This window comes from Acidovorax sp. 22279 (genome assembly GCF_052045435.1).
Taxonomy (GTDB): domain Bacteria; phylum Pseudomonadota; class Gammaproteobacteria; order Burkholderiales; family Burkholderiaceae_C; genus Acidovorax; species Acidovorax delafieldii.
In genome coordinates this window covers 1-19026 of record NZ_JBQEOV010000026.1, presented here as the reverse complement: position 1 = coordinate 19026, position 19026 = coordinate 1, and the positions used below count along the sequence as shown (strand labels likewise).

17 protein-coding genes and 2 pseudogenes are annotated in these 19026 nt (G+C 58.6%); 11 read left to right on the top strand and 8 right to left on the bottom strand.

Annotated elements, in window-relative coordinates; all coding sequences use genetic code 11:
* The first annotated feature begins 59 nt into the window (after positions 1 to 59).
* Both ACTJKQ_RS23760 and ACTJKQ_RS23755 read left to right on the top strand, forming a co-directional pair.
* A complete protein-coding gene (locus tag ACTJKQ_RS23760) occupies positions 60 to 1094 on the top strand; it encodes a tyrosine-type recombinase/integrase (protein WP_440598290.1) in 1035 nt (344 codons plus the stop codon).
* A 345-nt stretch (positions 1095 to 1439) separates the two neighbouring features.
* Positions 1440 to 2807: a hypothetical protein gene (locus tag ACTJKQ_RS23755; protein ID WP_440598289.1), complete on the top strand. Its 1368-nt coding sequence runs from the start codon at positions 1440 to 1442 to the stop codon at positions 2805 to 2807.
* A gap of 37 nt (positions 2808 to 2844) precedes the next feature.
* Here the strand turns inward: ACTJKQ_RS23755 and ACTJKQ_RS23750 are convergent, their stop codons facing one another.
* Positions 2845 to 5364: a tyrosine-type recombinase/integrase gene (locus tag ACTJKQ_RS23750; RefSeq protein WP_440598288.1), complete on the bottom strand. Its 2520-nt coding sequence runs from the start codon at positions 5362 to 5364 to the stop codon at positions 2845 to 2847.
* Between the two features lie 338 nt (positions 5365 to 5702).
* On the opposite strand from ACTJKQ_RS23750, the gene ACTJKQ_RS23745 reads away from it, so the two are divergent.
* From ACTJKQ_RS23745 to ACTJKQ_RS23725, 5 genes are all read left to right on the top strand, one after another.
* Entirely contained in the window at positions 5703 to 5957 is a 255-nt protein-coding gene (locus ACTJKQ_RS23745; protein ID WP_146191451.1) for a hypothetical protein, read from the top strand.
* Positions 5958 to 5980: 23 nt separating this feature from the next.
* Positions 5981 to 6451 carry a hypothetical protein gene (locus tag ACTJKQ_RS23740; RefSeq protein ID WP_440598287.1) on the top strand — a complete coding sequence of 157 codons (471 nt, stop codon included), beginning with the start codon at positions 5981 to 5983 and terminating at the stop codon, positions 6449 to 6451.
* A 13-nt stretch (positions 6452 to 6464) separates the two neighbouring features.
* Positions 6465 to 7043, top strand: a complete 579-nt coding sequence (locus ACTJKQ_RS23735) for an RES family NAD+ phosphorylase (protein WP_440598286.1) — start codon at positions 6465 to 6467, stop codon at positions 7041 to 7043.
* Positions 7044 to 7359: 316 nt separating this feature from the next.
* Complete coding sequence (locus ACTJKQ_RS23730; RefSeq protein ID WP_440598285.1) at positions 7360 to 7719, top strand: hypothetical protein; 360 nt, start codon at positions 7360 to 7362, stop codon at positions 7717 to 7719.
* A gap of 19 nt (positions 7720 to 7738) precedes the next feature.
* A complete protein-coding gene (locus ACTJKQ_RS23725; protein ID WP_440598284.1) occupies positions 7739 to 8242 on the top strand; it encodes a chlororespiratory reduction 6 domain-containing protein in 504 nt (167 codons plus the stop codon).
* A gap of 159 nt (positions 8243 to 8401) precedes the next feature.
* On the opposite strand, the gene ACTJKQ_RS23720 is transcribed toward ACTJKQ_RS23725, so the two are convergent.
* Together ACTJKQ_RS23720 and ACTJKQ_RS23715 are read right to left on the bottom strand one after the other, a co-directional pair.
* Complete coding sequence (locus tag ACTJKQ_RS23720; RefSeq protein WP_440598283.1) at positions 8402 to 9373, bottom strand: hypothetical protein; 972 nt, start codon at positions 9371 to 9373, stop codon at positions 8402 to 8404.
* Between the two features lie 1305 nt (positions 9374 to 10678).
* Positions 10679 to 10843, bottom strand: a complete 165-nt coding sequence (locus ACTJKQ_RS23715) for a hypothetical protein (protein WP_440598282.1) — start codon at positions 10841 to 10843, stop codon at positions 10679 to 10681.
* A 590-nt stretch (positions 10844 to 11433) separates the two neighbouring features.
* Between ACTJKQ_RS23715 and mobI the strand changes: the two genes are divergently transcribed.
* Together mobI and ACTJKQ_RS23705 are read left to right on the top strand one after the other, a co-directional pair.
* Entirely contained in the window at positions 11434 to 11919 is a 486-nt protein-coding gene (gene mobI / locus ACTJKQ_RS23710; protein ID WP_440598281.1) for a conjugative transfer protein MobI(A/C), read from the top strand.
* Positions 11920 to 13084: 1165 nt separating this feature from the next.
* Positions 13085 to 13705, top strand: coding sequence for a hypothetical protein (locus ACTJKQ_RS23705; protein ID WP_440598280.1), 621 nt, complete (start codon positions 13085 to 13087; stop codon positions 13703 to 13705).
* A gap of 325 nt (positions 13706 to 14030) precedes the next feature.
* On the opposite strand, the gene ACTJKQ_RS23700 is transcribed toward ACTJKQ_RS23705, so the two are convergent.
* Together ACTJKQ_RS23700 and ACTJKQ_RS23695 are read right to left on the bottom strand one after the other, a co-directional pair.
* Positions 14031 to 14300 (bottom strand): hypothetical protein, encoded by a 270-nt coding sequence (locus ACTJKQ_RS23700; protein ID WP_440598279.1) that lies wholly within the window; start codon positions 14298 to 14300, stop codon positions 14031 to 14033.
* An 8-nt stretch (positions 14301 to 14308) separates the two neighbouring features.
* A complete protein-coding gene (locus tag ACTJKQ_RS23695) occupies positions 14309 to 14989 on the bottom strand; it encodes a helix-turn-helix domain-containing protein (protein WP_440598278.1) in 681 nt (226 codons plus the stop codon).
* 163 nt (positions 14990 to 15152) lie between these two features.
* On the opposite strand from ACTJKQ_RS23695, the pseudogene ACTJKQ_RS23690 reads away from it, so the two are divergent.
* A pseudogene (locus tag ACTJKQ_RS23690) lies at positions 15153 to 15740 on the top strand (transposase); the annotation flags it as partial.
* Positions 15741 to 15808: 68 nt separating this feature from the next.
* On the opposite strand, the gene istB reads toward ACTJKQ_RS23690, so the two are convergent.
* On the bottom strand, positions 15809 to 16618 hold the full coding sequence (gene istB, locus ACTJKQ_RS23685; protein ID WP_440598277.1) for an IS21-like element helper ATPase IstB: 810 nt from the start codon (positions 16616 to 16618) through the stop codon (positions 15809 to 15811).
* A complete protein-coding gene (gene istA / locus ACTJKQ_RS23680) occupies positions 16608 to 18134 on the bottom strand; it encodes an IS21 family transposase (protein ID WP_440598276.1) in 1527 nt (508 codons plus the stop codon). Before istA ends, istB begins: the two co-directional genes overlap by 11 nt.
* Before the next feature lie 108 nt (positions 18135 to 18242).
* Here istA and ACTJKQ_RS23675 point away from each other — a divergent pair.
* Positions 18243 to 18656 (top strand): annotated as a pseudogene (locus ACTJKQ_RS23675) (IS3 family transposase); the annotation flags it as partial.
* Positions 18657 to 18686: 30 nt separating this feature from the next.
* Here ACTJKQ_RS23675 and ACTJKQ_RS23670 read toward each other — a convergent pair.
* The coding region (locus tag ACTJKQ_RS23670) for an integrase core domain-containing protein (protein ID WP_440598275.1) at positions 18687 to 19026 on the bottom strand (340 nt) is incomplete at its 5' end.

Sequence of the window (19026 nt, the reverse complement as noted above, 5' to 3'; positions counted from 1 at the left end):
CCCTTGTCGCACTCACTCAAAAGCACGTCGTGCAATAACTCGCGTCAAGCCGATTGGCCATGAAATCCACTGTTGAATTGAGCCCTGACGACATTTTTGAACAATGGCTAGAGCGTTGCTCGAACAATGACCAGCGGGCCATCAATGATTTCGTTTTCTACAGGTACTTTTGGACTTCCTGGACGGCCTACTTGGAAACCAGTGGAGACCGTGAGAATCCCAAGAAGACCTATTGGACCGAAGTGGACGGCGCTTTCATCAAACAGTTTCTTGACTCCGGTATCGAAGCACGCGGTAAGGGTGGCAACGTCAGCATGATCACCAAACGCCGGTACTGGCGCCTGCTTGAGCGGGTATACGACTATGCTGTGGACCTCGGGTTGATTCCAGTGAATCCAGCTACTGCCCTTGTCGCAAAAGAAAAGCCTCCCTCGGAAGATCCCAAGGGGGCCATCTTGTTGCCCGTTGTCTGGGAGCAGTGCTTCAAGATCCTTCGGGAAGGCTGCGAAGACTCTGTGGGCCTGAAGCCCATCGACCTCCGCAACCGGGCGCTCTTGCTGGTGCTCTTTGAGTTGGGGCTGACCTCGGCTGAAATCCGCGCGCTCACGGTCGAGTCCTTCGTAGACGGCGGGGGAGGGAAGGGCGCCTCGATCCGCATTACTTCGGGTGGCGTGAACCAACTGCGCACGATGGTTGTGTCCGACGAGGTGCGCTCGGCCGTGAAATCCTGGCTGCAGGTGAAGGCGACAGCGGGCAAACACGCTTTGTCACCAGCACTTTTCAGCTCGCAGACTGGCAAACCTATGACCGACGAAAACCTGCTGGTGTTGGTTCGCGCGCATCTGCTTGCCGCCAGTCGAGCTGCTGGCCAAGCTGACCCGGTTCGCACTGGGCCGCAGATCGTCAGGAACACCAGGCTGGTGCAGTGGATGCTGTCTGGCATGCCTCAGCCAGAAGTGGCACTTCGCGCTGGTCTCAAAAACGTCCGGGGGCTCGTGCATCTTCGCCTGCATTTGCCCGACGGTCCACGCCTCGAACTCGCACGCGCGGCCAGCCGAAAGGACGACGAACCGCTACGCCCAGCCCACGCGTAGCTGTTCGAAGCGTGACCAGGTGGTGCTCAAAAACAGGCCTTCTTCCTGTCCACTGGCAACACGCAAGCCTCGGGTTTCACTCATTCTCCGAACGCTGTTGCCCATTGGGGGCCGGCTTTGCCGTTTGGGGCCAGTCAATTTCGGCATAGGATCACCACCGTGGTTTCCAGGCCAAGGCCTGGACTTGGCATTGATCGGGAGGCTCCTTTGAGTACAAGAGAGAGGGTAACGCGCAACACGCGCGAGTTCTGGATGGCGACGTGCGGAATCGACACCCACGCTCGGGGTTCTGGGAATGCTCGCAATGACACACCGTGGGTCGCCTTTACGGCGGATCGGAGCGCTTTGGTTTGCACGGTCTGGGAAGACCAGATCGCCAAGGTCGTTGACCCCATAGATAACCGGACCCGCAGCTTCGTGATGCTCGGCGGGAAATCAACAAGGTGGAAGGCCGGAGCGGTAAAGCGGGGGCGCGAAGCGGAAGCCGCCATCAGTGAAGCGCTGAAGTCGCGCGTGCCAGTCTTTGGCTTCCGCGCGGTGGCGTCTGGTGAAGATCCCGCCAACATGACTCGCCATGTGAAACACATCGACCTCGAACATGTCTATATCCTGAAGCCTCACTTCGGACTCGCCGCCGATGATCCACGGGTGCGCCTGAACTTGGAAAAGGAGCTTCGGGAGCGCTGGAAGAGCCCTGACGTTGATGCGCTCGATACGGCGACTCTCTTCGAATTGGTGGACGCCTCTGGCAATGTGCCCGGTGCCGACTGGAATCCTTTGCTTGAGTCTGCTGCGGGGGCTGATGGGGCCGCAGAGCTTCGCGCCACTGCGCAGGCCGCTCGCATCGTGCTGCCCTACCTGGTAGAACACATCCGCAGGCAGACCGATGGCATCATCGAGCCTCTGACCTACTCCGACGTGGCCAAGATGCTGGGTCGCCTGAAGGCCGATGGGAATGCCTACGCTCAGGGTATGGGAAAAGTCCTTGGTGAAGTGACCCGTCTGGTTGATGCAGGCACGAGCGATTGGCCGGAAGAGCTTCGCCCCCCTCACATCACCTCCATTGTGGTCGCCAAATCAGGGGCCACTGCCGGTCTCCCAAGCGATGGCGTCAAGGACTACTGGCCTGGTTTCGAGTCGCTGACACCGGCTGAGAAGCGCGCAAAGGTCCGGGATGAATTTGACCGCATCCTGGCCTACGGTGATCGCTGGCTCCAGGTCCTTGAAAGTGTGGGCCTTGGCTCCGCACCGACGCCGGCAGTCCCCGATGCAGCGAACGGTACACACAAACGCTACGGCTGGGGTGGCGGCGAGTCTGAGGAGCACAAGCAGCTGCGCCTCGATGTTCTGGCCAGGCCCGAACTGTTCGACCTGAAAAACACCCTGCTCTCCGAGACTGAGTACCCGCTCCTGTCAGGTGATCGGCTGGACGTGTTCTTCCGAACGCAGGCATGTTGGGTCGGCGTCGAGGTCAAATCCATTCGGTCGGGAGACGATGACCTTGAACGCGGCATCTATCAGTGCGTGAAGTACCTGGCCGTGATGCGGGCACAGGCGCTCATCCACGAACCTCCTGGCACAGAGATCCAAGTCATGGCGGTGCTGGCGGTGCAAAAGCAGCTCCCAGATGATCTGGAAGAACTCGCCATGAAGCTGGGGGTGAAATGGATGGTGTTGCCCCCAGGGCATTTTGTTCAGGACAGGCCAGCTTGAAGTCTGAGGAAGCAGTGATGTGCAGCCTGCTGCGCCCCTAGACACTCGACTTGAGCTTTTCCGCCACCTTGATCCGCTCGGACATGTCCGCTTTCACATAGATGGCGGTGGTGTTGATGTTCTTGTGTCCCAGCAGACCTTGCACCACGCTGAGGTCTCCTTCTGACGACTTCAGCGCCTTGTGCGCATAGGTGTGGCGAAGCCAGTGGGTGGAGGCCCGCATGAAGGGCCCCTTGGCCTCGCCCAGTTTCTCACCAGCGGTGGCAGAGCACATCGCAAAGAAACCCTTGAGGATCTGATACAGCATGTGGGCAGACAAAGCGCCGTGCTCGTTAACGGTGTACTTGAGCTTGCCGGCCTCGGCGATGCCCTCGATCTCAATCGTCGGCAATGCAGCGTCGTCCAGTGAGTCCTTGGCTTGCTCGTTGCGTTTCACCGCAAGCTTCTTGTTCTGTGCCCAGATCCACCGGTCATCCAGCACACCGATCAGCGGCTCGTCTTCGGGTTTGACGTGAGCGAAGTATTTCAGTCTGCCCTGGCTCACCAGCTCCTCGCGATCCTTCCGGTGCTCGCGCAGCGCTTCCATGGTCTCTGCGTTCAAGGGCACTTGCCGTTGGCGCTTGCCCTTCCCCAGTACCTGCAGCACGCGCGCTTCAGAACCCGGTTCCAGCGCTCGGTCGGTCTGTACGTGGGACCACCGGGCCTGCGCTACCTCAGCACGGCGAAGACCGGCGTTTTCGAGCAGCCTGAACAAGGCGCGCAGCCGCCGCTTGGGAGCACCATCGGGAAGATCTGCAAACGTGCGCCCCACCACCTCCAGGTCGGCTTGGGTGAACGAGCGGAACACGTCCAGCGTTTCCTCCTCTCTCTTTTTACCGTGGACGGCCTGGGCTGCGTTCGCGCTGATGTAGCCTGACAGCAACCACTCCGCGTACATGGTGCGCACTGCCGCAAACGTCACGTTCAGGCTCACAGAGTTGAGGGGCCCGCGCAGGGGCCTCCAGCCGGTGGTTTTCTTCCCCGGTGAGCCTTTAGCGACTTGAACCCAGTGAGGCGGCGGGTTCATCAAGAAATCCTTGAATGCAAAGAAATCGTCTTGGTCCAGGGAAGAGAGAGCCTTCTTGCGCTCATGAACTGCCCAAAGGATCAAGCGTTCAATCGAGCGCTGGTACGCTTCCTGGGTGAACGGCGACATGTCCTTGATCTTGCGAAACCAACCCCTCATGGCCTCCCGGTCGTTGGAAGCACTCATGGTGTTCACCCCGTACTTGCGAAACGTGCCCTTGGTCCCGATCAGATCTGCAGGCCACTTCATCAATCTCAGCGGCTGCAGGACCTTTTCATCCGAAACCTGCACCTCGTTGGCGGTGGCACTGGCCAGGACAGGAAGCTGGGACAGGCCCACGGCGGGCTCCAGGTTCCAGCGCAGAATCCACGCCAACAGGTTGCCCGCCCGCTTGACCCCATAACCAGGCAGGGCGTCGTACCAGGTGGGCCCTTGCAGCGACATCCAGTCCACCAGGTTCCCCAGCGTGACCACACCCGCTTTGCGCAGCGCCTGCATCTGAGCTGCCGACATGATCACCCACTGCTCCACGCGGTGGGCACGCTCGGGCTTGGTCCCCAGGTGTTCGTCCAGCCAGTTGATTGCGTGCAGCACGTCCTTCATGCGCTCGGCCGCGCTTCGAGCCTCCTCCAGAGCCTGCACCGGCTCGACCGGGATCAATGGCGGTTCGCTGGCCAAGGCGATCTCCGCCTGTGCCGGCAAAGCGGTGGCCACGGGAGCGGGGAGGGCGGGCTGGGCTGCTTCGGCTGCAGCCACCGCTTCCAGCAGTGCCTCCTGATACCTCTCGATCAGCTCCGCTTCGGAAAACATGCCCTCGTCAAACTGCGCCGCAAACTCTTCCAGCGTCGGCGGCTGGGGCGCCTGAATCGCCACTGGCTCGGAAACGGAAACGGCACCGGCCTGCGCTACAGGGGCCGATGGCTGGGCACCGGGTTCAGTGGCAGGAATCCGCGGCGCCTCCAACACGATGGTCTGGTGGTCCCTGAGGACCCTCACCATAGAGCGGGCCTCCTGGGACTGCTCGATGCCATTGGCCGCTGCCTCGATGCGGTCCAGAAGCTCCTGGTATTTCTTGATGAGCGCTGGGCGCTCGGGCGCGCGGCCTGGCCAGAGCAGGTACTGGCGGGCGGCAAGCGTGAGATCCACACCTTGGGCGACCGCACGCAGCATGGCAAATTCGTCGGCCGTCGCGCTGCTGTCGTGGGCGATTTTGGTGCGCGAACCTGGTGGCCGACCGCGCCGCCGCGCTGGCTTGGCGGGTTGCGCGGGCTCCAGCGGCTGTCCGCCGTCAAAATCCCCGACCGCGAGATTTCCTGCGCCGTCGATGGGGCCGGTGTCTGCGGGAATCTGACCCGCAGGAATTTCGGGCGTAGCGTGAACCATGACTGCGAAAAACCGATTGTGTGGAACATTGGCCAGCGGGTCCACCGGCTGGCAAAAAGGTACAACTAAGCGATAGAGGAGCCGGGAAATCCCCTCTTTATTTTTCAACTCATTTGATCCACCTTAACAGAGTTTATGGAACAGTCAATATTAAATGTAAAACTATTCCGAAACGTCAAAAACTTAACAAATTTAACGGATTGATCGGACGCACTCAATTCAACGTAGCTATCTAATCTTGCGAAGTTTTCAGGAGCGATGTACATTTCCCCTTGGAAGCATGGCCTGGCCGATAGATGTCGGCCGCGTGACCACAGGAGATCGAAATGCTTGTTTGTATAGACGGCCCGAGTCTGCCCAGAGCGCCTTCAGCGCTTGATCACTACGCGATCATTCGCCGCAACGGCTGCGTGGTTCCGTTCGAACCGCAGAGGATTGCGGTAGCCATGATGAAAGCGTTCCTGGCCGTGCATCAGACGATGCGGAGGTCATGCACATGGCACCCCTTTTCCTACCCGATGAGTACCCTGTCGAGTCGCGTCTCGCAGTGGTACAGCCACGAACGCCTGGAAGTCCGCTTCCCGAAGATGGGCGGTGGTGCGCGCCTGAGCGCACGGCGCCGCAACAACACCGACCTTCGCGACGGATCTACTTCTGGCTTCTTCTCGGCGGCAAAGCCCAACCTGCGCAACGCGCCATAAGCGCACCACGGTTTGAAATTCCCATGAACACCTTGTCCATTTCCTCACCGTTTACCCATCGCAATGCCCCAGACCTCTCGCAGGCGTCTCCTGATCCCTACGCGACAGCGGCCCAGTCTGCCGCTGTCTTGCGCTCGGGTGCGCAGTACCGCCGCGAGCGCATGGAAGCCGACGACATGATCACGACCGACGACGCTGCACTGCTGGCGGGCGCCAGCCGGGTGACCATCAACGCCTGGATCAAGTCGCGCCGCTGCATCGGGGTTTCCCACCTGCGCCGGGGTTTCAAATTGCCACGCTGGCAGTTCGAACCCAACCTGTGGCCCATCCTGCAGCCCTTGGCATCGGCCCTTGGCGCGTCCGATGGCTGGCAGGTGCTCACCTTCCTGGAGACGCCGGCATCGGCGCTGGACGGCCAGACACCGCGCGCCGCTCTTGAGCAGGGCGTCCCAGCGAAACACATCCTGGCATTGGCAACGGCTGAGGCTCACTGAATGACCTCGCCCCATGAACCTGACAGACCTCAATCCGCCATTCATTGAACTTCCCGACCGCCAAACTTGGCACCGCATCCAGCGCACCAGCTGGCGCAAAGACAGCGTGCGCACGCGCGGGTTCATCCTCCCGCCCTTCGGTGTTCCCACCGGCCGCTTCGATCTGTCCGACGAACCCACCGCCTACCTCGCCGATAGCGAGTTGACCTCGTGCTACGAGGCGCTTTTTCGGCGGGACACGCGCAGCTACACCCTGGACCAACTCCGGCAGCGCTCACTGGTCGCCTTTCGCACGGCTCCAGGCATGCGCCTTGTCGATCTGCGCGGGCTGGAGGAGAACTACCCTGTGCTGCAATCTCTGCGTTACGAGACCACTCAAGCCTTTGCCGCCGACGCCCGGAAGGCCGGTGCCCATGGTGTCATGTACGCATCCGCGCAGCACCCCTACCATTCCTGCATCTGCCTGTTCGAACGCGGCGTGGCCGGCATGACCAAGGTCTCAAGCACACCGCTTGTGCAACCCGGCAGTGATCGCCTCCACCTCGGCGTTCTGCGCGCAGCACTGGGCTCTCAAGTGGCCATCGTCTTGTGAATCGGGGTCGGGGGTCGGGTGAGGTAATTCGTTTGACAACACTCGGGCTAACCCATTTGACGTTCTTCGAGGCTTCCACTGCAGCCTCTAGATCCAGTGGCCTTTGGTCACATCCTCTCGATACCTCCAGGTAATTCGTTTGGCACTTCAGGTGGAGAACCTCTGCCTCAAAGGGAACTGCACACTGGCAAGTGTCAAACGAATTACCTCACCCGCCTCCACTCCCTTGCAGCGCGCCATAGATCTGAAAAAATGCCCCATTTGTATATTCCCTATTAGATATGTATGATTGGGCATGTGCAAGACAAGACACACCATGCTGACCTTCGATAGCGGTTCTTTTTCAGACCTGGCGGACACCCCAATGGGCGAAGACCTTTGGACGCTGATGACAACGCCCGAATCTCTCATTCGCCTGGAAACAGCGACCTATCTGGGTAGGCCCGCCATCGAGGCCCTGCAGCCTCAACTGCTGGCGGCGTTCGGTGATTCCATCCGCGAGAACCGCTGGAAACAGGTGGCTGGCGCGATGGCCAGGCAAGTGATGGAATACCGGGGGTATCAGTTCGTCCGATCTGGGGTGAAGATCAAAGTCAAGGATCTCTTCAGCACAGGTGCCATCTACGTGAAGCACCTCAGGCCAGCTGAGACCGAGGGAAATGCACCAAATGCATAGACCCTCCCGACCCAAGGTAATGAGAACGGACGCTTCCGGCCTCGCCGCCTTTGAGGGTGACGCGTTGCTGGTGCTGGAGATCTCCAAGCGCGAGATTGAAACCGGCAACATCGCCAGTGCTTTGGAACGTCTCCATGCAATCGCGGAGTCCAGAGAGACCGCCCTTCGCTACCAGGAGTGCCTGGTCATCCAGGTGGTGGGTTACGACACTGACCCGCGCGAGTTGGCGGAAATCCCCGAGGTGCGCGCCTTCTTTGCCCGCCTCGCCAAAGAGTGGCCCCACTGGTTGTGGTTCCTGCACAGGCGTGTAGGCGCGATCCATCTGCTGATGGCGCTGCTGTGCATGGTCGAAATCTATCGCCGGGGGGGCAGTACAGGGACCGATTATCTTGACCGCTACGAGCTTGCCGCCCAGATGGCAGACCTGTTTCAGCGCGGCAACGCCATGTTCGAGGCGTTCGGAATCAGCGAAGGTGAGGCCGAAGCTTCATGCGAGAGTGCCTGCTCAGAGCTGGTTCCATAGCCATGGTCATCACGGGCCGGAGATCAGCCGATGGGTTGATGGATCGCGCCCCTCTGTGTGCCCCGCTCCACGACAAGAAGCACCTAGCGACAGCGAAATCTGAGCGGGAAGGCGAATCCTGTCGCCCCAACCCCCGACAGGATCACCCGAGCGAAAAGGTCAGTCCTGGTAGACGGACACACGCCGCATCGTCTTCCCCAAAACGACCACCTCCACGCTGCCGACCGTGTAGCCACCGAGCTGCCATCGGCGGCTACCATCTGACGCCCGCTGCTGCTCCCCAAAGGCACCTGCCATCCGCTGCTCGAACGCAGACATGTCCTCGGCCGTGACGCTGCAGGTGACACCCACCATGCCCCGGCGCGGCTGGAAGTCGAATTGCACAGGTCGATCCACCGAGCAGGGAATGAAGCCGTCGCTCAAGCGGATGGGCGGCGGCATCCCGGCCTGGTAGCCCATGCCACACCCGATACCGCCTCCAAACGAATAGGCACTGCAGTTGCGGACATCGAAGCCATAGAGATCACCAGCATCTCTGGGCGACATCCCCAGCGGCGCTGCAACCGACACGCCACCCCCATCACCAGGCTTGGCGATGTAGACCATCTGAGCCGAACCGCAGCTGGTGTACAGCCGCACCTTGTAGCTGGTACCGTCCTTGAGCTGGCTGGACACGTCGAAGAAGCCCTCCTTTGAAAACGAGGTCTTCACATTCCACGGACCCTCGTGCTCCAGCACCTTGCTTATGGCCTCGATCAGGCTGGACTCACGACAGGAGCCGCTTTGGGTCGCGGCGAACCAGGTTGCCTTGGCCTGCGCCGATTTCGTCACGTCATCGGTGCAGCGCAGCCAAGACTTGTCCGAGTTGGCGGCGGCATAGGGCCCCCAGCACCACCCACGGGATTCAGCCATCTCCTCCGCGAGGTTCGCGCGACTGCACGGAGATCCTGGCTTGTCAGAATCCTGTGTCGCCGCGCGGCACTCTACCCGCTGGTGCAGGGCCTCGGCCTGCAGCTTTTCATCGCTCATGGCGCCGTAGACCTTGCGCACGTCTTCGACGGTCGCTTCACCGCAACCGGTCAGCACCAAAGCTGCGGCCGACACCAAAGGCAAGAGGACAGGAAGTTTCATTGGGCTGGACGGTAAGGGGAAGTGGCGAGCTTAGCCCGGAGCGTGCTCAACTGGCCCCCGCTGGCGTCCAGTTCGGTGAAGTCTTTCACGCTGCCCGTCCAACAACAAAGGGCTGACCAGAGGTCAGCCCTTTGGCAAAGAAGCGAGCGTAATGTGAGAGCGCTGTTCTTCGCAAAACCCGATCAAAGGATCAGAACGCTCATGCTACCCGCGCCCTTCACTCAAAACAAATGTCGGTGGATACTCGTAGCCCCTTTTCAAAAGGTACGCCTGTACTGCGGTGAATCTGACCTTGGCTATATCCAGGTGCGTGAATAGTTCCTGTCTGCGCCCATGACGGCGATTTGTCTCGCCGTACCAATGGCGGTTGATTACACAGGCATCGAACAGATCAACATCCAGGCTCAGGATGTACCGGCGTTTTCCACGAACAAACTCTTGACGCATACGCGCTCCGCAGAAACAGGCCTGCCTACGACGATTTGGCGCGCTTGCTGGCGAGTCTCACGGCCAGGTCTGTCAAGACCGCAGCTTGCAGGTTCTGCAATAAATCCTCAGGCACTCTGGTCCATGCCAGAATGGAATTGGGATATGCGCCTACTGGCATTCCGTGTTCATTGAGGATGCAGATGGTATTCCCCTGGGTGAAAACACTGCCATAAATGACGGTAACCGATGGCTTCACCATCATTTCCAGGCCGGGGACTCAAGGTACATCAAAGGGTCGTGGGCAATGACCTCCACATACCGCTCATTGTGAATACCGCACCACTTACGGCAAGCCATGGCGACTCGGACTCCCTCTGGGGGTATGCCCACAGTCCAGGAGCCAAGACTTACGGACTGAGTGTTTTTCAGATCTTCATTCATTCAATTAACCCAAAGAACGTGCAAAGCTTCGAACGCCTTTGCCCACTCTATTACTGGCGTCGGTCGTAGAAGGCAAATCGGAGGTATGCAACGCTGGATTTTTGTCTGCTTGCAGAGAAAATACCCGTACTTATTCAATTGGCTCTAGAAGAGCGTTAGCGGCAGCCACATTTGTTGGTGGTGTGTTTCGATCTAATCTTGGAGGAGATTGGGAGGCTGGAGCCATAGATTTAGACACCAGAACTGACAGTGTTGCTCCCCGCCCCCAGGAATTTTCCCAGATTCTGAATAGAGCGCAAGAAACACCAAAGAGCCCGAGAACTTTCCTTGAACAATTTAGCAACATTGCGGTTTTTGTGTTACCAGCGTGGAGCGAGTTCATCCGCATTTCTACACGATCTGTTGAGGTACCTGCAATAAAATTCTGCCCACTCACTAGAAGATGGGAGAAATATTTTTACGAATGACCATCAAATCAACTTCGAAAATTCTATTTAGGTTGCGCATATGCAGATGAATTATATTTTTCAACACACCCTCAGCCGAACCACGCGCAGGCTTCAGATTCAAATACTCGCCATCAATTTCAGTAACGCTCATTACATGGAATTAAAAATTGCAACTAATTAGCGAACGTAATGCAATTGTGTGCAATTCTTGTAGAAGTTCAACCGCAGCGTAGTCGCAGCCCAGTCGGCTTGCATCGGACGGCCTCGTTGCAGTACAGAGTGACTAATGGCCTACCCCAGGGCACATCGCACGGTCAAAACGACGTATAGTGCATTGTATGCGCCTCCATCCTAATAGGATGAATCCACCCCCTATTTTTTGCAGCAACAGTCAACACCGGCATCACTGCCAGATTGAGCTAGTACATCCATCCTATTAGGATAGAGCCCTTCCTCTTTGACTACCGACCGATGCAACCCCCACAGTTCTCCGGGATGTGAATGGCCTTGAAAGTTGTCCATCCTATTAGGATGGATTGGCACCCTGAATCCATCCTATTAGGATTGATACTTTTCCTAGTCCTCCACCTCGGATACTATAGAGTGGGTAGATTCATCCAACTAGGATGGACCAGACCGGCACCTCCATCCCGGAAAAAGTGTGTTTTGGGCAGTACGGCCCCGTGGATGGATGTACCGGGTATCTCCATACACGGTAAAGAGATGGATCTACCCCCCGAAATGAACAAAGACGAACTAGCCCTCTATGAAGATGCAATCCAAGGCCTTGAGCGATGCATCGAGGTGCTCTATGGCCAAGCCATGATTGCAGCAGACGAGTACATGAGCTTTGTGGATCGGATTGAGGCGAAGGCGACAGGCTGGGAGTCCAGGTCAACACTGCAACTGTCGTGTACCAGAAAGGGCAACCACTTGGATCTCAAATGGACGGGAATCCGTTGGTTTGGTCAAAAGAACAACCGACAGTTCATTCGAGTGAGGATTGCGATCAATGATGAATCAATGACCTATGCAAAGGACCGGTTGAATACCTTTGCCAAAGAATGGGAAATTGATGAAGTGATGAAGACAGAGAAAAAGCTTCAATCCATCAGACGAAAGTCAAAACACATTGTCAAAGCCATCATCAATACTCGAAATGCCATTCGTGTGTTGAAAGCGCAGAAGGGGGATGAGGTTGAGGCCGAGGAAGAGGCGGTCGGCTAGGCCTATGTAAAAGCAATAGAACCCGCAGCTTGACCCACAATCGTCTTTTTCACTTGCACTTAAACCTGGGCCCTATGTAGATGCACATGGGGCCTTTGACATTTCAGACGGGGATGGATGTGCTAGCTGGGTATTTCCCTCGTGGCGTTTGTGCTCTACCTGCCCCGCGCTTTGTCCCCAGTCATCTTTTCCCCGAAGAAATCTACGCGCCGTAGTTTGGCTCCCTGCATCTCGGGGTTAAGCGCTCCCACAAGCTCCTCCTCTATACCCATTGCGGGCTTTCGAGGCTTTTTCTGAAGGGACGAATCACTCCTCTCGAAGTCGTCTCAATCGCGGCATTAGCCGTGGCCCTATGTTGATGCCTTTCAATGTAATTGCGCATCGATTTTTAAGACGGCCTACGTCGCCCCATCAGGCCGACATCGGTTTAGTGTTCGTCCCGCACTTCCGTATCCTTCGTTTTCCACCCGCCCCGGTATCTGCACCATTTGGTGTCGGTATTTGGCCTGTTGCGAGACCTCGCCTTTCAGCATTCTGGTTCTTGGCTTAGATTGGGGATTCGATTTCGCAGGCAGCACTTACGAAAGCGGCCGGGCGGCCATAACGAGCGTTCGACACGGCGTGCTATGTATACGCAATTGGGACGTTTTTTCACCTAGTGCCCGCGACGCACAATTTTGAGACACACGTCACTATTCAATCTCCCGCTCAGAGTTGGATTGGCTACGCTGCTCGCGATGATTACCTCGCTGGTGCGCTTATGTGCTCGCCACGGGAATGTCCTTAAGGCGCGTGACTTATTGGGGCGTGAGCCGCATTTGCCTGGCTCCCCATGACCACTAGCAATCTCCGTCGAATAGCCTCGCATCCTTCATCGATTTCCCACGCAGTAGCAGAAGGAACGCCGCCTGAGTGGTGGGTTACAAGGATGGTGGTCAGATCCAGGCGATCAACATGGAAGTCCTCGGCGGGTGATGGAAAGCCTGCACGTACCACGTCACCGCCCACAGGCAGCACCAGCGGCTGGTCGGAAATGAAGATAGGCAGCAGGTCACGTTTCGCACTGTACAAATATACAGCATTCGACAAAACGAGCAACTCCAAGGCCTATGGCCGGTAGCAGCTCGATATACTCCTCGTAAGTTGTAACAAGCCCCCCCCCAGCATGGCCCCCATTGCCCGCCGTCTTGGCCTCTACGCCATCCCTCTTCTCGCGTCCCTGACCCTCCCGGTTTGGGCTGCTGGCCCCGTGGGGCTCGGGTACCTCAAAATGGGGATGAGCAAGAGCGCTATAGAGCAGGGCGACTCCAGCGGCGCGATCAAGCTGCTCGGCCCCCTGCAGGAACTGAAGCTGCCGACCAAAGCACCTGTGGCTGACGACTACTACACGACCCAGGCGGTATTACCGTTCTCTCCCGACCCTGTGAAACTCAGTCTTGGCTTCAAGGGGGAGTCTCTTTCGGTCATCAACATCCAGCTCCCCGATGAAGCCATGGAGAACAAGATCCGGGCTGAGCTTGAGGGCAAGTACGGCCCCCCAAAGCTGGATGATGGCCGCAAGGACGAGCAGTGCATCTACCGGAACGGCAACAGCTTCACCCTGAAGTCGGGCGTGATGTCGGTGGGGTGGACGGACGAAGAAACCTCAACCACCACGGCGCTCAACCTGGTGCATTTCCAGTCATGCCCTTCCAGCCTCAGTGGCGATATGGTCAGGACACAGCCCTCCCGCAGCCTGTCGATTCAGCGTCGGCCAGCACCAGCCAAGGCCAGCGGACTCTTCTGACGGCCCTCCTCCCCCTCTGGGCGGCAAAAGCGCCTTTTTGCTCAAGTGCGAAGCACTCACGAGTGAGAAAAGCGGTCGAACTCAACAGTCGGTTGTAGGAGGCAGAGCGCACGCAGCCTGACCCCGGATTAGGGCAGGTCATGTAATCCAAATTCATGACTTCGGGTTCCAAAGCGCCTATTTTTTCGACCCAAACCATTGGTTGAAAATCCACGGCATGGCCGTCGATTCAGCATGGCTGCGCCTTACCGTAAGCCTTTGATTTCACTTGCGATTTCGGAATTCCGCGTATGGGCCAAGCGCATTCGGCCACGTCATCCAGTCTCTACAGGTGATCGTGTGACTCGGCGTGTTTGATGAGCATGCAGACCGCCTGAAAGCTCTCCATCACCATGAGTGTGCGGCTCCCTCCCTGCCCTTCCTTTGCCTTATCGCTCTCCGTGAGCGTGATCTTGGTCTTCACACCCGATGGGTAATGTGCCTGGGACACATCCACCACGGTGCCAATCAACTGGACCAGCACCAGGGCGGAACGCGGCGTCACGAGTGCATCGCTGGTGTCGGTGACGACAGTGACATCGATATGGGCAGTCATCAACGTTTTCACTTGCCCAGATGGGGCATGTCATCCCGTGCACCGGTCGGCAAAGAGCGCACGTCCGCGAGGTGGCGCTGGAACGAAGCCGCAACGGCGGGGCCGAATTCGTTCTCCAGCCGCTCTACTGCCTGTTCGCGGCCACCGTCGCCGGTATAGACCACCTTGAACTCATTGACGGCCAAGCGCGCCAGCAGAGAGTCCATCTCGTCACTGCGCGGCCGAGCCCCGTTGCTGCGCATGACCGTGAACTGCGCCAACATTTGGCTGCAGCGTTCATCGCTCAAGAGCCCCGACTGAACAAGCTTCACGAAAGAGTCAATCACAGCGTAATGCATCGGGTTCGACGCCACCACACTCAGGCTGTAGCTCTCCGGGGCATCCTCGGGCGATACACGATCTGGCGCGCGGGGGGCTCTGGGGCTGTCTCGAAGACCGCCCCGCTGGGCATCTGTCAAAGGCGACACCCCGCCCTCCTTGTCCATGGCCCCTTCTGCAAGCCCAAGAGCCCTCTCGATGCGTAAACAGCTATTGCGACCCATAGGAGACCTCTCGCGTTTGAAGTGGTTGATTGCGCTCTGCGACATGCCAACCAACTGAGCGAAATCCCATTGGGTCATCTTCCCGATGAGAACGTCAAGGTTGGCCAGTCGGATCTGGTTGAGGGGGTCGGAGACACTGGAGCGCATACATTTGATAATTAGTATTTATTAGTAATAGTACCACGCGACAGCCAAAGGTTGAGTGTTCTTTGCTTCCGAGCCCCAAATGCAGGGTTTTGACCGCTGATCGGTCAGTCATCCCGCCGAGGGGGGGGTGCGGACGAAAACTTGGACTACTAGAAGGTAGTTCATGTATTCCTACGAAGAAAGAATCCGAGCAGTTGAGCTCTTTATCAAGCTGGGCATGCGAGTCAGGCCCACCATCAGGCAGTTGGGGTACCCGACCAAGAACTCATTGAAAGGTTGGTATCGGGAATATCAGCAGCGCCAGGACTTGCCTAAAGGCTACGCAGGGCGTGAGCCCAAGTTCTCACAGGCGCAAAAGGCTGCCGCCCTTGAGCACTACCTTACCCATGATCGATGTATTGCAGCCACCATGAGGGCCCTGGGCTATCCCGGTCGTGGAACGCTCACAAAGTGGATTCGCGAGGCCATTCCTGATGCGAGGAAAGCAATCGTCGGTAGTGTTGGGCAGCGAAGGTATCCCGAGTCATTGAAGCAGATGGGAGTGGTGGAGCTCTGTACGCGACAGCAAAGCGCACAGGCTGTTGCCGACAAGCTAGGCGTGTGCCGGCCAACGTTGTACAACTGGAAGAACCAGCTTCTGGGACCTGAGGCCCCTGCTTCAATGAAACACACCCATCGATCCGTGCAGCAACGAGAGCGCGACGAACTCGAACTCCAAGTGGCCGTTTTGCGCCGCGAGGTCCGGCTGTTGATTTCCATGCAACCGTAACCCACCATTTCCATCTCGATCTGACCCACCCTTGTTCGTGAACTTCACGCTCACGTTGTGGATAAGTTCTTGGTTGTCTTCTCCTTTTTGGCGGGGGTTGGGGTCTGTGGCTGCTGCGCCGAACTGTTCTTGAACCGGTAGCTGTCGTTACCCGTTTCCAGAATATGGCAGTGATGCGTGAGTCGGTCCAGCAGTGCCGTGGTCATCTTGGCATCCCCGAACACACTGGCCCACTCGCTGAAGCTCAGGTTGGTGGTGATCACGACGCTGGTGCGCTCGTACAGCTTGGACAGCAGGTGGAACAGCAAGGCGCCTCCTGATGCACTGAACGGCAGGTAGCCCAACTCGTCCAGAATCACCAGATCCACATAGGCAAGCCGGTGGGCCATCTGCCCTGTCTTGCCTTGGGCCTTCTCTTCTTCCAGCGCATTGACCAACTCCACCGTCGAGAAGAACCGCACCCTGCGGTGATGGTGTTCAATGGCTTGCACCCCCAGGGCTGTGGCAATGTGGGTCTTGCCCGTACCCGGACCACCCACCAGCACCACGTTGTTTGCGTTCTCCAAGAATTCACAGCGGTGCAGCTGGCGCACCAGTGCTTCGTTCACTTCACTGTGGCTGAAGTCGAAGCCTGCCAGGTCTCGGTACGCGGGGAACCTGGCTACCTTGAGCTGGTAGGCCACCGAGCGCACTTCGCGTTCCGCTGTCTCAGCCTTGAGCAGCTGGGACAGGATGGGCTGTGCTGCGTCGAAGGCAGGCGAACCTTGCTCGGCCAGTTCCGTAACCGCCTGGGCCATGCCGTGCATCTTGAGTTCGCGCAGCATGATCACGATGGAAGCGATGGCAGGGTCATGACGCATAGCGCACCTCCCTCAACTGGTCATAGCGAAGCACGTTGGCCTGGGGTTCCACCGCCAGCTTGAGAGCCTGGGGCGATGTGACCGGTGCTGGAGCGGGCTTGCCGTCCAGCAGTCGGTGCAGCACGTTCAAGATGTGTGTCTTGCTGGCAGCACCTGACTCCAAGGCCAGTTCCACTGCGGCGAGCACGGCCTGCTCGTCGTGGTGCAGCACCAGGGCCAGGATCTCCACTATCTCCCTGTCGCCGCCTGGCTGCTTCACGAGGGCGGCCTGCAGTCGCTTGAAGGCCGGTGGCAGCTCCAGGAATGGAGCTCCGTTGCGCAAGGCCCCGGGCTTGCGCTGCAGCACCGCCAGGTAGTGGCGCCAGTCGTACACGGTCTGCCCAGCGCCACGGTGGTTCCGTTCGATCAGGCGCTGGTGCTCGCACACGATCTGGCCTTCGGCCGCGACCACCAGGCGATCTGCGTAGACCCGCAGGCTCACTGGCCGATTGGCATACGGCGCCGGCACGCTGTAGCGGTTACGCTTGAAGTGGACCAGGCAAGTGGGCGAGACGCGCTTGGTGTGCTCCACAAAGCCATCGAAGGGCCTTGGCACAGGCATCAAGGCGGCCCGCTCCTCGGCCCAGACGTCCGCGACGGTGCCCGGCAGCTTGCAGTGCTCGATCTCGTGCCACAACGCCACGCAGCGCTCTTCAAGCCAGGCATTCAGATCCGGCAGGCTTGGGAATGGCGGCACCACCTGCCACAGGCGATGGCGGGCATCGCGCACGTTCTTCTCCACCTGGCCCTTCTCCCAGCCCGAAGCGGGGTTGCAGAACTCGGCCTCGAACAGGAAGTGACTGACCATGGCGGCGAAGCGTGCGTTGACGTCGCGCTCCTTGCCACGGCGCACCCGGTCTACGGCGGTGCGCATGTTGTCGTAGATGCCACGGCGGGGTACACCGCCCAGGACTGCGAATGCATGGTTGTGGGCATCGAACAGCATCTCGTGCGTCTGCAGCGGATAGGCGCGCAAGTAGAACGCTCGGCTGTGGCTGAGCTTGAAGTGGGCTACCTGCAGCTTGGTGCGCACGCCGGCGAGAACAGCCCAGTCCTCGCTCCAGTCGAACTGGAAGGCCTCACCCGGACCGAAGGTCAGGGGAACGAAGGTGCCACGGCCAGTGGTCTGCTGTGCCACAAGGCGCTGCTCGTGCCAGAGACGCGCAAAGGCTGCAACGCGGTTGTAGGAGCCGCCATAACCGAGCGCCTGCAGATCCACGTACATCTGCTTGATGGTGCGCCGCTGCTTGCGGGATCGGCCAGCTTCCGTCTTGAGCCAGCCGGCAAGCTTCAAGGCGAAGGGATCGAGCTTGGATGGACTGACTCGCTTGGCATAGTGCGGCTCGGCCTCGCCTGCGCGCAGGTACTTGCGGATGGTGTTGCGCGAGAGGCCCGTGCGGCGGGCGATCTCCCTGATGGACAGCTGCTCTCGCAGGGCCCAGCGCCTGATGACACTCAGTGTTGCCACGTCTATCACTCCTGGTCTCCTGCTGCTCAACAAAGCAGCAGGTTAGGGTTAGTACGTGGGTCAGGTTTGGATGGAAATCCTGGGGGTTAGTGGGTCACTTCTGCGTGGAAATCAACAGTCCGGCAATTGAGGCTTGAACAGGACCTCTTGAATAAGGCCAATGAACTGTTAAAAAAAGGCCTGGGCGTCAATCTGCAGCTCCTGTCCAACCGGGAGAAGACGCTGCTGATTGACGCCCTGAGAGAGCACTATGGGCTCCCAGAGCTCCTCGCGCAGGTGGGGCTGGCCCGTAGCTCGTACTTTTACCACCGGGCCCGTGCAATAGTGGGCGACAAATATCTGCAGGTGCGGCAATCCATCACTGAGATCTTCGAGTCCAATCACCGGTGCTACGGCTATCGCAGGTTGCAGGCCTCGCTGGCCAGGCAGCAGGGTCCGATCTCCGAGAAGGTGGTACAGCGGCTCATGAAGCAGGCACACCTGGTCGTTCCAAAGCCCAAGAAGCGCCGATACGCCTCATACCTGGGTGAACCGCCCCGGGTTTCAAGGAGGCCGATTGGTTTAAGTTGACACCTCTGCAGAGGTGTTGCTGTTGGCGAGTTGCCTCCAGTAGTTTGCCTCAGCTTCTGCCGGAGGGATGCCCCCAATCGGCGTGAGCAGTCGGATGTGGTTGAACCAGTGCACCCATTGCAGGGTGGCCAGTTCCACGGATTCCCTGTTCTTCCAGGGTCCCCTGCGGTGAATCAATTCGACCTTGTACAGCCCGTTGATGGTCTCGGCCAGTGCGTTGTCATAGCTGTCGCCCCTGCTGCCCACTGATGGCTGAATGCCCGCCTGGTCCAGGCGTTCGGTGTAGCGAATGGAAACGTATTGGGCGGATTCAACCGGTCGTCGCAACACC